This is a genomic window from Streptomyces sp. WM6378 (genome assembly GCF_001279695.1).
Taxonomy (GTDB): Bacteria; Actinomycetota; Actinomycetes; order Streptomycetales; family Streptomycetaceae; genus Streptomyces.
In genome coordinates this window covers 96,648-111,798 of record NZ_LGDD01000001.1, presented here as the reverse complement: position 1 = coordinate 111,798, position 15,151 = coordinate 96,648, and the positions used below count along the sequence as shown (strand labels likewise).

Sequence of the window (15,151 nt, the reverse complement as noted above, 5' to 3'; positions counted from 1 at the left end):
CGGTTGGTCGAGTGCGGGCCGTCTGCGGCCGGTCGCGCAGTTCCCCGCGCCCCTAAAAGCGCTGAGCCCGCCCAGAACGCCACCGGCACCCCTTAACCCACCCCCTAGAACACCACCAGCGCCCGTCCCCCCTTCCCCGCCAGCATGTTGTCGAAGGCCGCCGGGATTCCGTCCAGGGCGATGCGCTCGGACACCATCGCGTCGAGGTCCAGGCGGCCGGCGCGAATGTGTCCGGCCAGGACCGGGACGTCGGTCGCCGGGTCGGAGTTGCCGTACACGCAGCCCGCGAGCGTGCGGCCCCAGTGGAAGATCTCCAGGGCGTTGAAGGTGACCTGCTGGTCCTTGCCGCCGATGCCGACGACGGTGGTGCGGCCGCCGCGCCGGGTCGACTCCCAGGCGGTACGGATGGTGACGGCGCGGCCCACGCACTCGACGGCCACGTCGGTTCCCTGGCCGCCGGTGAGCCCCCGGATGTCCTTGGCCGTGGTCTCGGAGGCGACCACGAAGTCGGTCGCGCCCGCCCGGCGGGCCAGCTCCTCCTTCTCCGGGGAGACGTCGACGGCGATGATCCGCGCGGCGCCCGCGATCCTGGCCGACTGGAGGGTGGCCAGGCCCACGCCGCCCGCGCCGAACACCGCGACCGTCTCGCCCTCGCGCACCTTGGCCGAGTGGTGGATCGCCCCGTACCCGGTGAGCACCGCGCAGCCGAGCAGCGCGGCCTCGGTGAGCGGGACGCCCTCGGGGAGCGGGATCAGGCAGTTCTCGGCGACCACGGTCTCCTCGGCGAACGCGGCCACGTTCAGGCCCGGGTGCAGCTCCGTGCCGTCGGCGGTGCGCGCGTACACCGAGGCCGCGCCGTTCAGCGCGTTGACGCACAGCCACACCTCGCCCAGCGAGCAGGGGTGACAACTCCCGCAGGACGGCGCCCAGTTGAGGACGACCTCGTCGCCGGGGGCCACCGATGCAACGCCCTCGCCGACGGAGACCACGGTTCCCGCGCCCTCGTGGCCGAGGACGGCCGGGACCGGGACCCGCATGGTGCCGTTGGTGAGCGAGAGGTCGGAGTGGCATACCCCGGCGGCGGCCAGGCGCACCCGCACCTGGCCGGGGCCCGGCGCGGGGAGGTCGATGTCGGTGATCTCCAGCGGAGAGCCGACGGCGGGCAGTACGGCGGCGCGAACCATGGCTTGCGTTACTCCTGAACGGTGAGATGGAAGAAGGGAACGCTGCGGTCTCAGAACTGGAGCGACTTCGTCTGGAGGTACTCGGTCAGGCCGTGGACGCCGAGCTCGCGGCCCACGCCCGACTGCTTGTAACCGCCGAAGGGGGCAAGGGGGTTGAAGCGTCCGCCGTTGATGTCGACCTGGCCGGTGTCCATGCGGCGCGCGAAGGCCACGGCCTCCGCCTCGTCGCCCGCCCAGACCCCGCCCGCCAGGCCGTACACGGTGCCGTTCGCGATCCGCAGGGCGTCGTCCTCGTCCACGTACTTGATGATCGAGACGACCGGGCCGAAGATCTCCTCCTGGGCGATGGTCATCTCGGGGGTGACGTCCGCGAAGACCGTCGGCGTGACGTAGTAGCCCCGCTCCAGGGGTGCTTCGGGGCCACCCGCGACGATGCGCGCGCCCTCCCGCACGCCCTGCTCGATGTAGCCGCGCACGCGCGCCAGCTGCTTGGCGTTGACGAGCGGGCCGACGCGGTCGCCGACGGTGTACTTGGCGGCGGCGGCCGAGGCCAGCTCGACGGCCTCGTCGTACTGGTCGGCGTGGACCAGCATCCGCGTCCAGGCGCTGCACGTCTGGCCGGAGTTGCCCATCACGTTGGCGACGCCGACGCCCACGGCCTTGGCGAGGTCGGCGGAGGGCAGGATGACGTTGGCGGACTTGCCGCCCAGCTCCAGGGCGACCCGCTTGACGGCGGCGCCCGCCGTGGCACCGATCGTCCTTCCGACGGCCGTCGAGCCGGTGAAGGAGACCAGGTCGACCCCTTCGTGCCCGGCGAGCGCCTGGCCCGCGACCGGGCCGAGGCCGGTGACCAGGTTGAACACACCGGCGGGCAGGCCGGCTTCGTGCACCGCCTCTGCGAAGAGCTGCGCGGTCAGGGGCGTGTCCTCGGCGGGCTTGAGGACGACCGTGCAGCCCGCCGCCAGTGCGGGAGCCACCTTGTTGACGATCTGGTGCAGTGGATAGTTCCAGGGCGTGATCGCGCCGACGACCCCGACCGGCTCCTGGTAGACCGTGGAGTTCCCGATCTTCTCCTGGAAGGCGTACGTGGCGGCCAGCTCGGCGTACGAACCGGCGATCGCGATCGGCAGACCGGTGTGCACGGCCTGGGCGAAGGCCGGCGGTGCGCCCAGTTCGGCGCTGATGGTCGCGGCGATCTCGTCCTTGCGGGCGACCAGCCGGTCCCGCAGCGCCGTGAGCTTCGCCGCGCGCTCGGCGGGCGGGGTCGCGGCCCAGGCCGGGAGTGCCGCGCGGGCGGCGTGCACCGCGCTGTCGACGTCCTCGGCGGTGCCCGCCGGGACGTGGGCGATGACCTGCTCGTCCACCGGGTTCACCACCGCGATGGCGTCCTGGCCTGCGGCAGCTCGCCACTCGCCGCCGATGTACATCCCGTCGTGGGCCTTCATGGCATTCCTCCCGAGCCGAGCCAGTGTCCTGCGCCGCTCAAACTAGCGCCGTTAGTTTTTGGGCGCCAGGGGCGGTCCGCGCGACCGGGGCCCGGTCGCGCGGTGGTTCTCACCGGCGCCATCCTCCTGGTCCCGGCCTGCACTCCGCCAGGCGCCCCCTTCGGCCACGCACCGGCGCCGCCCACGACGAACGCCGGCGCGGCACGAAGGACGTGCCGCGCCGGCGGAGTCGGCTGAAAGGGAGGGGGTCAGATGATGCCGAAGAGGATGCCCGACCCGAGCACCACCAGACAGGTGAGCGCCGCCCACTTCACGGTGAAGCGGGTGTGGTCGCCGAACTCCACCTTGGCCATGCCGACCAGGACGTACACCGCCGGAACCAGCGGGCTCGACATGTGCAGGGCCTGTCCGGCCAGCGAGGCGCGGGCGATCTCCAGCGGAGAAACGCCGTGCGCGGCACCGGCCTCGGCGAGGACGGGCAGGACACCGAAGTAGAAGCCGTCGTTCGACATGAAGTAGGTGAGCGGCAGGCTGAGCACTCCGGTGACCAGGCCCATCTGCGAGCCCATGCTGTCCGGGACCACGCCGACCAGCCAGTCGGCCATGTGCTTGACCATGCCGGTGCCGTTCAGGACGCCGGTGAAGACGGCGGCCGCGAAGACCATGCCGGAGACGTTGACGACATTGTCGGCGTGGGCGGCGATGCGGGCCTTCTGGTCCGGGATGTGCGGGAAGTTCACGGTCAGCGCGAGGGCCGCGCCGATCAGGAAGAGCACCGGGATCGGCAGCCACTCCATGATCATGGAGGTGAGCAGGGCGACGGTGAGCAGCGCGTTGAACCAGTACAGCTTGGGCCGCAGGGTCTCCCGGGCGGGGTCGAGCCCCTGGAAGTCGTCGCCGTCGGGAGCGTCCGTACCGGCGCCGCCGCCGCTCGCCCTGCCCGGGTTCTCGACCGAGCCCGAGCCGGAGCCGCCGGCCCCGACCAGGACGGTCTCGCTCTCCGGCTCCAGGACCTTGGCGAGGGACAGGTAGCCGAGGCGCTTGCGCTCGCGCATGCCGAGCACGTACGAGAGGACGAGGACGGCGACCAGGCCCACCGCGAGCGCGGGGATCATCGGCACGAAGATGTCGGAGGCGTCCAGCTTGAGGGCGGTCGCGGCGCGGGCGGTGGGGCCGCCCCAGGGGAGCGTGTTCATGACGCCGTTGGCGGTGGCGGCGACGCCCGTCATCACGACGAGGCTCATGCCGAGCCGCTTGTACAGCGGGTACATCGCCGAGACGGTGATCATGAAGGTGGTGGAGCCGTCGCCGTCGAGCGAGACGATCGCGGCGAGCACCGCCGTGCCGACGACCACGCGCATCGGGTCGGCCTTGCAGAAGCGCAGGATGCCTCGCACGATCGGGTCGAAGAGGCCCACGTCGATCATCACGCCGAAGTAGACGATCGCGAACATGAGCATCGCGGCGGTCGGCGCGAGCGATCCGACGCCCTTGATGACGTAGTCGCCGAGATGGGCTCCCTTGCCGACGAAGACGCAGAAGAGAGCGGGGATCAGAACCAGCGCCGCGATCGGCGACATCTTCTTCAGCATGATCAGGACCAGGAAGGTCGCGATCATGCCGAAGCCGAGGATGGTCAGCATGGAGGACACCTAACGTTCACCCTTGAACTCCCACCAGGGGCTGGCGGTGCGGATGACGTTAGGTCGCCGTTTCAATCCTTAACAAGATGTTGACACCTGAGCAATACGAGCAAAAGTCCAGGTCACGATAGGGGTACGAGTTCGACGGGGAAGCCGTTGAGCACGGACGTCCCCGACAGCGGGTCCAACCGGGAGCCGTCGAGGAGCTGGTTGACGTTGACGCCGGGGCGGCCCGCGGCCACCGTGAGCCGGCTGCCGGGCCTGCTGTGTCCCCATCCGTGCGGCAGGCTGACCACGCCCCTGCGGACGCTGTCGGTGATCTCCACGGGGGCCGTGACCTCTCCGCCGTCCGCCGTGATCCGTACGTCGGTGCCGTCGGCGAGGCCGAGCCGGGCCGCGTCCTCGGGGTGGATGTGGAGGGTGCAGCGGTTGGAACCGCCGTTCAGGGCGGGGATGTTGTGCAGCCAGCTGTTGTTGGAGCGCAGATGGCGTCGGCCGACGAGGACCAGGGAGGCGGGCCGCTCGCCCAGGGCGGCGCGCAGCCGGGGCAGGTCGGCGGCGATCGGCGCGGGCAGCAGCTCGATCCGTCCGCTGCGGGTCCTGAGCACCCGCGGCAGGCGCGGCCGAAGCGGCCCGAGGTCGATGCCGTGGGGGTGCGCGAGCACGCGGTCCAGGGTGAGTCCGTCGGGGTCGGCGCCGAAGCCGTCGCCGTACGGGCCGAGCCGGAGCATGAGGTCGAGGCGCCGCTCGGGGCCGTTGGTGCCGGTGAGCTCGGCGGCGAGTTCCGTCGCGTCCTGGCCGTGCACGGGCGAGTGCGGGTCGGCGACGGCCTTGGCCAGCGCGCTGTCGATGACCATCGCGTCCACGGCGGCGGGCTCCGCGCCGTGCATCCCGCTCGCGGCGAGCACGAGCCGGGCGTGGATCTCGCACTCGTCCATGCGCCCTTCGGCGAGCGGCGCGGCGGGCCGGGTGTAGCGGACCTGGTTGCGGACGGCGAAGCCGTTGAACGCGAAGTCGAAGTGCGCGCTCTGGGAGGGCGGCGGCGGGGGCAGTACGACGTCGGCGTGCAGTGAGGTCTCGTTGAGATACGGGTCGATGCTGACCATGAAGTCGAGCCCGGCAAGGGCCCGGTCGAGCCGGTCCCCGTCGGGCGCGGAGAGGACCGGGTTGGCGGCGCAGGCGATGACCGCGCGGATCCGGCCGTCCCCCGGCGTCTCGATCTCCTCGGCGAGGGCGGCGAGCGGCAGTTCGGACTTCACCTCGGGGTGTCCGCCGACCCGGCTGTGCCAGCGCCCGAGGGCGAAGCCCTTGCCGGGGCCCGCCGGGCGGGGTGTGCGGTCGGTGGCGGAGAGCGGGAAGAGCGCGCCGCCCGGCCGGTCGAGGTTGCCGGTGAGGACGTTGAGTACGTCGACGAGCCAGCTGGCCAGGGTGCCGTGCTCGACGGTGCAGCTGCCGATCCGGCCGTATACGGCGGCGGTGGGTGCGGCGGCGAGTTCGCGGGCGATGGCCCGGATGTCGTCCGGGTCCACGTCGCACACGGGCCCGACGGCCTCGGGCGTGAACTCCCTTACCGCGTCGGCCACTTCACCGATTCCCTCGATGTGCGCCTCGGCCTCGCCCGGCGCCGCCAGCTTCTCCTCGAAGAGCACCTGGGCGATCGAGGCGAGCAGCAGGGCGTCGGTGCCGGGCCGGATCGCGACGTGCCGGTCGGCGAGTTTCGCGGTACGGGTGCGGCGCGGGTCGACGACGGTGAGGGTGCCGCCGCGCCCCCGCATCGCCTTCAGCTTGCCCGGGAAGTCGGGGGCGGTGCACAGGCTGCCGTTCGACTCAAGGGGGTTGGCGCCGAGCAGCAACAGATGCCCGGTGCGGTCGAGGTCGGGCACCGGGATGGCGAACGGGTCGCCGTACAGGAGCCCGCTGGAGACGTGCTTGGGCATCTGGTCGAGGGTGCTCGCGGTGAAGAGGTTGCGGGTGCGCAGCGCGCCGAGCAGGACGGGCGGGTAGAGCGCGCCGGCCATGGTGTGGACGTTGGGGTTGCCGAGGACGACGCCGACCGCGTTCGGCCCGTACTCCTCGATCACGGGCCGCAGGCGGGCCGCGATCAGGTCGAAGGCCTCGGCCCAACTAGCCTCCTCCAGAACGCCGTTGCGGCGCACGAGCGGCCCGGTGAGCCGGTCGGGGTCGGCGTCGATCTCCCCGAAGGAGGCGCCCTTGGGGCAGATGAACCCCCGGCTGAACACGTCGTCCGCGTCCCCGCGGGCGCCGGTGACCCGGCTGCCCTCGATGGCCAGGCTCAGCCCGCAGGTGGCTTCGCAGAGCGGGCAGATACGCAGGGCGGTGCGGGACATTCGTCCTCCCAGGGCGTCGGCGCGCGGGCCATTCGAGCATACCGACCGGTAGGCATGCGAGGGAGCCCCTGGTCGGGCCGGAGTCCGATCCGGACGGAGTCCGGACACCGGCTCTCAGTCCAGGGTGCGGGCGAGATAGGCGTGAAGGAGTTGCCGCGTCTCCGCCACGATGCCCGGGTCTCCCTGCGGGTCCGTGCGGAACGCGAGGCGCAGTGTGGCGTCGGCCGCCTCCACCGCGACCAGGATGACCCGGCGCAGATCCGCGTCCAGGGTGCGGCCGAACTGGCTCGGAAGGAGCTCGGCGAGGCGGTCGGCCAGAATGTGGTTGGCGTCGGAGTCCGGGTCGGGCACCGGCTGGGGGCCGCCGAAGTCGACCAGGTTGAACCCGGGCACGGTCTGCTTCAGGACGAGGTACTCGTCCAGGACCGCGTCGACGGCGCCCCGCCAGTCGGCCGCCTCGATCGTTTCGAGCCGCGCGTTGATCATGCCGGCGTAGCGGTCGAGGTTGCGGGCGGCGAGCGCCTCGGCCATGGCCCGCTTGTTGCCGAAGAAGCGGTAGACGGACCCGATGGGCACGCCCGCGCGCTGGGCGACCGCCCTGGTGGACAGGTCTTCGTAGCCGGTTTCGTCGAGGAGCTCGGCGCAGGCGTCGAGTATCCGGGACAGCCGTTCGGCGCTGCGCTGCTGCACGGGCGCCCGACGGAGGTTCGCGTGGAGATCAGGGGCAGGAGGCACGCGCCCATCATGCCCCGCCCGGCCGGTTTTCCCGTTGACGCGACCGCATCGTAATCCTACGGTTGAGCATAGGATTCCGGCACGGGAGCAGGAGAGCGGACGATGACGACATCTACCGGCGAACAGGCGAGGAAGGTCGCGGAGAGCCTCGGCTACTCCCACGGCTTCGGCAATGAGCACAGCTCGGAGGCCGTCCCCGACGCCCTTCCGCACGGTCGCAACGCGCCCCAGCGCGCCCCGCTCGGGCTGTACGCGGAGCAGCTGAGCGGATCCGCCTTCACCGAGCCGCGCGCGGACAACCGCCGCTCCTGGCTGTACCGGATCCGGCCATCGGCCGCGCACCCCCCGTTCGCCCGCGCCGACAACGGACGCCTCCGCTCCGCCCCGTTCACCGAGACCGTGCCCGACCCGAACCGGCTGCGCTGGAACCCGCTGCCCGAGCCCCCGGCGGGCACCGACTGGCTGGCGGGCCTGTGGACGCTCGGCGGCAACGGCGACGCGACCCAGCGCACCGGCATGGCCGTGCACCTCTATCACGCCAACTCCTCCATGAGCACAAGGGTGTTCAGCGACGCCGACGGCGAGCTCCTGATCGTCCCCGAGCGCGGCGGCCTGCTCCTGCGCACCGAGCTCGGCCTGCTCGCCGCCCGCCCCGGCGAGGTCGCCCTGATCCCGCGCGGCGTCCGCTTCCGCGTCGAGCTGCTCGACGAGAGCGCCCGCGGTTACGTCTGCGAGAACTACGGCCGCCCCTTCGAACTGCCCGAGCTCGGCCCGATCGGCGCCAACGGCCTCGCCAACGCCCGGGACTTCCGGGCCCCGGTAGCGGCGTACGAGGACGTCGAGGGCCCGGTGGAGGTGGTGAACAAGTTCTGCGGCAACCTCTGGACCGCGACGTACGACCACTCGCCGCTCGACGTCGTCGCCTGGCACGGCACGCACACGCCGTACGTCTACGACCTGCACACCTTCAATGTCATCGGCACCATCAGCTACGACCACCCCGACCCGTCGATCTTCACGGTGCTCACCTCGCCGTCCGACACCCCGGGCCTGGCCGGTGTCGACTTCGTGGTGTTCGCGCCGCGCTGGCTGGTCGGCGAGGACACCTTCCGCCCGCCGTACTTCCACCGCAACGTGATGAGCGAGTACATGGGCCTCATCGAGGGCGCGTACGACGCCAAGGCCGAAGGCTTCGTGCCCGGCGGCGGCTCGCTGCACAACATGATGTCGGCGCACGGCCCGGACCGGGAGACCTTCGACCGGGCGAGCGCCGCCGAGCTCAAGCCGCAGAAGATCGACGACGGGCTTGCCTTCATGTTCGAGACGCGCTGGCCGGTCACCGCCACCGGGCAGGCGGCGAGCGCCGACCACCTCCAGCGGGGCTACGACGAGGTGTGGCAGGGTCTCCAGCGCCACTTCCGCTCCTGAGCACCACCTGATACGGAATCCCTGTGACCTCCTCCTTCGCACCCGACTCCCTGGTCCTGAACCGGAAGCTGCCGCTCTGGTACCAGGTCTCCCAGTCGCTGCGCGCCTCGATACTGGGCCGCTCCCCCGACGCCTCGCTGCGCCTGCCCACCGAGGAGCAGCTCGCGGCGCACTACGGGGTGAGCGTTCTGACGATGCGTCAGGCACTCAAGGAGCTGGAGGAGGAGGGCCTGATCAGCAGGCACCGGCGGCGCGGAACGTTCATCGAGCCGGCCGCCCGGCGGGCGTCCCCGGTCCGGCTGCTCGGCTCGATCGACGCGATCGTGGCCCAGCAGTCGGGCGAGCGCACCACGATCCTGGGCCACGGCCCGGAGCCGGTCCCCGGAGACCTCGCCGAGCACTTTCCCGGCTGCCCCGAGGTCGTGACGTACCGGCGGCTGCGGTGCGACGACGAGAGCGGCGAGCCGACCAACTGGGCCCACAACGCGGTGCGTCCGGAGGTGGCCGCCGCGATCGACCTCGCGGATCTGGAGCGCTGGCCGATGACCAAGGTGCTGCGGGACGCGGTCGGGGTGGACATCGCGCGCATCACGGACACGGTGGAGGCCCGCCTGGCGGACCCGGTGACCGCCGAACTGCTCCAGGTCCCGCTGCTCTCGCCGATCCTGCACTACACGGGCGTGACGTACGACGGAAAGGGCCAGGTCGTCGATGTGGCCCGGATCCACTACCGCGGCGACCGCTTCTCGTTCTCGGTGACGGTCGAGGCGCGCTGAGAGCACTCACTAGCATGCTGGCTGTGAGCGATGACGTGCCTCTCCTCGACGACCTGATGCCCTGGTCGGTGGCCGCGCTGCGGCTGGGGCGCGACTGGGTGGTGGCCCCGGACGAGCGCACCCTGCGCTCCCGCTGGGATCTGCTCGTACGCTCCGAAGGGGCCGAGCGGGAGCGGCTGTTCGGCCCGACCCGCTCGCGTACGCTCCGGACTTCCGTGGCCGCCCTTCCCGGCCGCACCGGTGGAACCGGCCCGTTCGCGCAGGAGCGGGGCCCTTGCCCGGCTCCGGTCCGCATCCGGTGCGGGCCCTTCGACGAGCAGTGGCTGATAGCGGACCAGCGCCTGATCGACGCCGCCCGGCCCGAGCTGTGGCGGGTGGCGGACGAGCAGCAGCTCTTCGTGGTGGAGCAGGGGTACGTGCCGAAGGACGCCGGGCCCGCGCTGACCGTCTCGGCCGTGCTGCCCGACGGCCGCTCCCCCGCCGGGCGCCCCGGCCGCATCCGCCCGCTGTACCGCCGCCCGGGCGGCCGCGAACCGAACCTCGCGCCGGGCCTGCTCCCCTTCCTCACGAAGGCGTACGGATGCGAGGTCACCCCGCACGACGTGCTCGCCTGGGCCGCGGCGGCCGCCCGTCCGAGCGCCGCGGGGTGCGTGGTGCCGTTGCCGCGGGATCCCCAACTCTGGCCCACGGGCGTCGAGTTGGGGCGCCGGATGGGCGCCCTCATGGTGCGCGGAGCGCGCGGCGGCGAGAAGCCGCGGCTGCCCGGCGGGCGGCGGCCCTATGTGCGGGCGGCGCTCCCGGCCCGCCCGCACGAACTGCGCTACGACGCCGAGAACGAGACCCTGCACGTGGGCGACGGCGGCCGCATCTCGCCGGTGCCGTCCCGGGCGTGGGAGTTCGAGGTCTGCGGGGTGCGGATCCTCGATCTGTGGTTCCAGCGGCGCACTGAGGCCGCCGAGCCCGGCACGCCGGGCGCGGTCGGCCCGGCCGCCTGGCCCCAGGAGTGGACCTCGGACCTGCTCGAACTGATCACAGTGCTCGCCTTGCTCGGCGAACTGCGTGCACAGCAGGCCGAGTTGACGGACGCGATCACGGAGCCGGTGACGCGCGGCGAGCTGCGCGCGGCCGGTGTACTGCCCGTGCCGGACGGGGCGCGGCATCCCGCGTCCGTACTCGATCACCACGAGGAGGGACCCGGGGGCCAGTTCGCCCTGATCTGAACAGGGCCGCGGGCCCTCGGCCTCAGGCCTGATACTCCGTCAGGTCGATGGAGTGGATGTTGAGCGCGTGCCCGAACTCGGGGTGCGTCGTCTCGCGCTCCAGCTTCATGCCGAGCTTGCGCATCACGTTCTCGGAGGCGTCGTTGCCCACCCGGGAGATGCTGATGACCCGGTCGAGCCCGCGGTCCTGGAGCGCGAACTCCAGCGAGGCGTGAGCCGCTTCGGACGCGTACCCCTGACCCCAGAACGGCCGGCCGAGCCGCCAGCCGATCTCCACCTCGTGGGCCGCCTCGGGCAGGAAGTACGGCACGGACAGGCCGGTGAAGCCGATCATCTCGCCGGAGCCGAGGAGCTCGACGGCGAAGAGCCCGAAGCCCTCGTCGTCCCACTCGTCCTCCCAGCGCTCGATGTCCGCGGCGGTCCGCTCAAGATCGCGGACCGAGCCGTCGCCGATCCAGCGCATGACCTCCGGGTCGGCGTTGATCTCCGACATGGGGACGAGGTCGTCGTCGGTCCAGCGGCGCAGGAGGAGGCGGGGGGTGTGGATCTCGGTCATGGGGCCATCCTGCACGGGCCGGGGCCGAGCCGGAAATCCGCCCCCCGCTACTTGCCGAACCCGTCGAGCGTCCGGCCCAGCGCCCGCTCGAAGACCGCGTCCAGGTCGATGGGCCCCGAGTCCTCCGCGAACGCGGCGGCCAGGCGCGGGTAGCGGCCCGTGGAGACCTGGCTCAGGAGGTAGCCGATCCGCACCCCGTGCTCCTGCTCCGCCGACCAGGGCAGCGACCGGGTGCGCTCGGCGGTGGCGATCTCGTTGGCGACGTAGGTGGTGACGACGCCGGTCACCGAGGCGACCAGCTCCATCTTCGTGCCGTACTTCGCCTCCAGCGGATCCAGGACGGTCATGCAGTGCTCCAGGTACCGCAGCGCGTTCGGGCTGAAGCCGTACACCGGGGACATGAGGCCCGGCACCCACGGGTGGCGGTGCATCAGCGCCCGGGTCTGATGGGCGAGGCCCAGCATGTCGGCCCGCCAGTCCCCGGTCGGGTCGCTCAGCTCGTACTCGGCGCTGACCGCGTCCACCATCAGCTCGTACAGGTCCTCCTTGCACGGCACGTAGTTGTACAGCGACATGGTTCCGCAGCCGAGCTCGGCCGCGACACGGCGCATGGAGACCGCGTCGATGCCGTCCGCGTCCGCGATCCGCACGGCGGCGGCCGCGATGTCGGCACGGCTGAATGCGGGCCTGGGGCCCCGTCCGGCGCGCTCGGGGCGCGCCCAGATCACTTCTGGTTCAGCAGGTCGCCCTGCCATGGATCATCACCTCGCCCCCCATCGTAGTTACGTACGCCGTACGTAGTGCGCTATGGTGAGCCGCATGACAACTACGTACGCTGTACTTAGTGAAGGTCTGGAGAAGCGCTTCGGTGACGTCCACGCACTGCGCGGCCTCGATCTCGCGGTCGCCGAAGGCACCGTCTGCGGGGTGCTCGGCCCCAACGGCGCCGGCAAGACGACGGCGGTGCGCCTCCTGACGACGCTGCTCGCGCCGGACGCGGGCTCGGCGCGGGTGGCCGGGCACGACGTGGTGCGCGAGCAGGACGCGGTGCGCCGGCAGATCGGCGTGACCGGCCAGTCGACCTCGGTGGACGTCGAGCTGACCGGGCGGCAGAACCTCCAGCTGTTCGCCAAGCTGCACGGCATGCGCGGCACGGCCGGACGCGAGCGCGCGGCCGAACTCCTCGGCCAGTTCGACCTGCTGGAAGCCGCCGACCGGGCGGCGGGCACGTACTCCGGCGGCATGCGGCGCCGCCTCGACCTCGCCGCGAGCCTGCTCACCCGCCCCCGGGTGCTGTTCCTCGACGAGCCCACCACCGGGCTCGACCCAGCCAGCCGCAACCAGATCTGGGCCGCCGTGCGCGCCCTGACGGCCGAGGGCACGACCGTGCTGCTCACCACCCAGTACCTGGAGGAAGCCGATCAGCTCGCCGACGACATCGTCCTGATCGACCAGGGCCGGGCCGCGGTCACCGGCACCCCCGCCGAGCTCAAGGCCAGGATCGGCTCGTACGCACAGGTGGCGGTCGCCAGTGAGACGGCAATGGCTCAGGCCGCCGCCGTTCTCGACCGGTTGACCGGAGCCGAGCCGCAGCTCGACGCCGCCGAGCGGACGGTGGGCGCGGTCTCCATGGACCCATCGCTCACCTTGCCCCGCGTCGTACGCGAACTGGACGCGGCCGGGGTTCCGATCCTCGACGCGAGCCTGCGCCCGCCCACCCTCGACGAGGTGTTCCTGCGCCTCACCGACACCGCCAACTCCCGCAAGGAGCTTGTGACATGAGTTCGCTCGCGTACGACAGCACGGCCCTTCTCGGCCGCCAGCTCCAGCGCATCAAGCACGCGCCCGGCGTGCTGATCCTCACCCAGACCATGCCGATCACGATGCTGTTGTTCTTCGGCTACGTCTTCGGCAGCGCGCTAGCCATGCCGGGCGAGCAGTACCGGGCCTATCTGGTGCCCGGCCTCCTGGTGGCCACCGCCGCCAACGGCCTGATGACCGGAATGTTCCAGGCCGCGCAGGACTCCCACCGCGGCGTGATGGACCGGCTCCGCACCCTGCCGATGAGCCGGGCCGCGGTGCCGGTCGGCCAGAGCGCGGCCGATCTGCTGACGACCGCGCTCGGCATGATCCCGCTGATGCTCGTGGGCCTCGCGGTGGGCTGGCGGATCGAGACCGGGCCGCTCGGCGCGCTCGGCGCCTTCGGGCTCCTGATGCTGCTCCGCCTGGCGACGACCTGGATGGGCTCGTTCCTCGGCCTGCTCACCCAGAGCGAGGAGGCCGCCGGGCAGCTCGGCTCGGCAACGTTCATCCTGCCGCTGCTCTCCAACGCGTACATCCCCACCGACCAGCTCCCCGGCTGGCTGCGCACGATCGCCGAGTGGAACCCGATCAGCGCGGTCGCCTCCGCCGTCCGTGACCTCTGCGGCAACGCCTCGCCCGCCCCGGACGCCGCCTGGCCGGTCGCCCACCCGGTCGCGGGCTCGCTCGCCTGGTGCGCCTTCCTGCTGCTGATCTTCGTGCCGCTCGCGGTACGCCGCTACGCGAGTTCGGGCCGCTGATCAGCGCCAAGGGGTGACAAGGGCGGCCCGTACGCGATAGGTACGGCTATGAGCACTCAGCCGCTGCCCCTCGCGGGCATCACCGTCGTCGCCGTCGAACAGGCCGTCTCGGCGCCGTTCGCGACCCGCCAGCTCGCCGATCTGGGGGCCCGCGTCATCAAGGTCGAGCGCACCGACGGCGGCGACTTCGCCCGCGCCTACGACACCGCGGCCCGCGGTCTCGCCTCGCACTTCGTGTGGTGCAACCGGGGCAAGGAGTCGGTGGCCCTCGACCTGAAGGACCCGCGCGGCCTGGACGTACTGCGCCGGCTGATCGCGGACGCCGACGTCTTCGTGCAGAACCTCGCGCACGGCGCCGCGGCCCGGCTCGGCCTGGACGCGGCGACCCTGTGCGCGGCGCACCCGAAGCTCGTCGCCGTGGACATATCGGGTTACGGCTCCGAAGGCCCGTACGCGCACAAGCGGGCCTACGACATGCTGGTGCAGTGCGAGGCGGGTCTTGTGTCGGTCACCGGGACGCCCGAGCAGCCCGTCAAGGCCGGGATCCCGGCCGCCGACATCGCGGCCGCCATGTATGCCTTCTCGGGCGTCCTGGCGGCCCTGGTGCGTCGTGGCACGACGGGACGCGGCGGGCCGGTGGAGATCTCCATGCTGGAGGCGCTCGCCGAATGGCTCGGGCATCCGCTGCACCATGTGATGCACGGGGGCACCGAACCGGCGCGCACCGGCGTCGCGCACGCCGTGATCGCGCCGTACGACGCCTATCCCACGGCCGACGGCGGGCAGCTGCTGCTCTCGGTGCAGAACGACCGGGAATGGCGCCGGCTCGCCCAACTGGTCCTGGAGCAGCCGGAGTTGGCGGACGATCCCGCTTTCGCCACCAATGCGGCGAGGGTCACGCACCGGACGAAGACCGACGAGCTGGTGGCGCAGGCGCTGGCCGGGCTCACGGCGGCCGAAGCGGTCGAGCGGCTGGAGTCGGCGGGGATCGCCTGCGCCCGGCTCAACTCGGTCGAGGACGTGGCCGCGCATCCGCAACTGGCGGCACGGAGCCGCTGGCGGGAGGTGGAATCACCGGTGGGGCCGCTGAGGGCGCTGCTGCCGCCCATCAATCTGGGCGGCAGTCAGGAGGCGCGAATGGGTGCGGTGCCCGCGCTCGGCGAGCACACCTGCGCAACACTGCGGGCCCTGGGAATGACGGACGAGCAGTTGGCAGAGTTGCGCCGGGACGGCGTGATCGCCTGAACGCGGGGCG

General features: G+C 72.0%; 13 protein-coding genes. 6 read left to right on the top strand and 7 right to left on the bottom strand.

Going from position 1 to position 15,151, the window contains the following annotated elements; translation table 11 throughout:
* Positions 1-104: 104 nt before the first annotated feature.
* From ADK54_RS00505 to ADK54_RS00485, 5 genes are all read right to left on the bottom strand, one after another.
* The gene (locus tag ADK54_RS00505) at positions 105-1,184 is read right to left on the bottom strand and encodes a Zn-dependent alcohol dehydrogenase (RefSeq protein WP_053723433.1); all 1,080 of its coding nucleotides are present in this window, start codon (positions 1,182-1,184) and stop codon (positions 105-107) included.
* Positions 1,185-1,234: 50 nt separating this feature from the next.
* Complete coding sequence (locus tag ADK54_RS00500; RefSeq protein WP_053723432.1) at positions 1,235-2,629, bottom strand: aldehyde dehydrogenase family protein; 1,395 nt, start codon at positions 2,627-2,629, stop codon at positions 1,235-1,237.
* A gap of 248 nt (positions 2,630-2,877) precedes the next feature.
* Positions 2,878-4,272: a CitMHS family transporter gene (locus tag ADK54_RS00495; RefSeq protein WP_053723527.1), complete on the bottom strand. Its 1,395-nt coding sequence runs from the start codon at positions 4,270-4,272 to the stop codon at positions 2,878-2,880.
* A 122-nt stretch (positions 4,273-4,394) separates the two neighbouring features.
* The gene (locus ADK54_RS00490; RefSeq protein WP_053723431.1) at positions 4,395-6,620 is read right to left on the bottom strand and encodes a molybdopterin oxidoreductase family protein; all 2,226 of its coding nucleotides are present in this window, start codon (positions 6,618-6,620) and stop codon (positions 4,395-4,397) included.
* A gap of 114 nt (positions 6,621-6,734) precedes the next feature.
* Positions 6,735-7,310 carry a TetR family transcriptional regulator gene (locus ADK54_RS00485; RefSeq protein ID WP_420717248.1) on the bottom strand — a complete coding sequence of 192 codons (576 nt, stop codon included), beginning with the start codon at positions 7,308-7,310 and terminating at the stop codon, positions 6,735-6,737.
* Positions 7,311-7,457: 147 nt separating this feature from the next.
* Here ADK54_RS00485 and hmgA point away from each other — a divergent pair, with 147 nt between their 5' ends.
* Genes hmgA through ADK54_RS00470 form a run of 3 tightly spaced genes read left to right on the top strand, consistent with a single transcriptional unit; the run spans position 7,458 to position 10,779 of the window.
* Positions 7,458-8,783 (top strand): homogentisate 1,2-dioxygenase, encoded by a 1,326-nt coding sequence (gene hmgA / locus ADK54_RS00480; protein WP_053723429.1) that lies wholly within the window; start codon positions 7,458-7,460, stop codon positions 8,781-8,783.
* Between the two features lie 23 nt (positions 8,784-8,806).
* Positions 8,807-9,559, top strand: a complete 753-nt coding sequence (locus ADK54_RS00475; protein WP_053723428.1) for a GntR family transcriptional regulator — start codon at positions 8,807-8,809, stop codon at positions 9,557-9,559.
* A gap of 14 nt (positions 9,560-9,573) precedes the next feature.
* A complete protein-coding gene (locus ADK54_RS00470; protein WP_053723427.1) occupies positions 9,574-10,779 on the top strand; it encodes a type ISP restriction/modification enzyme in 1,206 nt (401 codons plus the stop codon).
* 22 nt (positions 10,780-10,801) lie between these two features.
* Here ADK54_RS00470 and ADK54_RS00465 read toward each other — a convergent pair whose 3' ends face one another.
* Both ADK54_RS00465 and ADK54_RS00460 read right to left on the bottom strand, forming a co-directional pair.
* A complete protein-coding gene (locus ADK54_RS00465) occupies positions 10,802-11,335 on the bottom strand; it encodes a GNAT family N-acetyltransferase (RefSeq protein ID WP_053723426.1) in 534 nt (177 codons plus the stop codon).
* A 47-nt stretch (positions 11,336-11,382) separates the two neighbouring features.
* Positions 11,383-12,090: a TetR/AcrR family transcriptional regulator C-terminal domain-containing protein gene (locus tag ADK54_RS00460; protein WP_053723425.1), complete on the bottom strand. Its 708-nt coding sequence runs from the start codon at positions 12,088-12,090 to the stop codon at positions 11,383-11,385.
* A gap of 64 nt (positions 12,091-12,154) precedes the next feature.
* On the opposite strand from ADK54_RS00460, the gene ADK54_RS00455 reads away from it, so the two are divergent.
* From ADK54_RS00455 to ADK54_RS00445, 3 genes are read left to right on the top strand one after another with little or no spacing between them, the layout of a single operon-like run.
* Positions 12,155-13,117: an ATP-binding cassette domain-containing protein gene (locus ADK54_RS00455; protein WP_078966038.1), complete on the top strand. Its 963-nt coding sequence runs from the start codon at positions 12,155-12,157 to the stop codon at positions 13,115-13,117.
* Positions 13,114-13,896 (top strand): ABC transporter permease, encoded by a 783-nt coding sequence (locus ADK54_RS00450; protein ID WP_053723423.1) that lies wholly within the window; start codon positions 13,114-13,116, stop codon positions 13,894-13,896. The genes ADK54_RS00455 and ADK54_RS00450 overlap by 4 nt, the downstream gene beginning before the upstream one ends.
* 48 nt (positions 13,897-13,944) lie before the next feature.
* Positions 13,945-15,141 (top strand): CaiB/BaiF CoA transferase family protein, encoded by a 1,197-nt coding sequence (locus ADK54_RS00445; RefSeq protein ID WP_053723422.1) that lies wholly within the window; start codon positions 13,945-13,947, stop codon positions 15,139-15,141.
* Positions 15,142-15,151 lie beyond the last annotated feature (10 nt).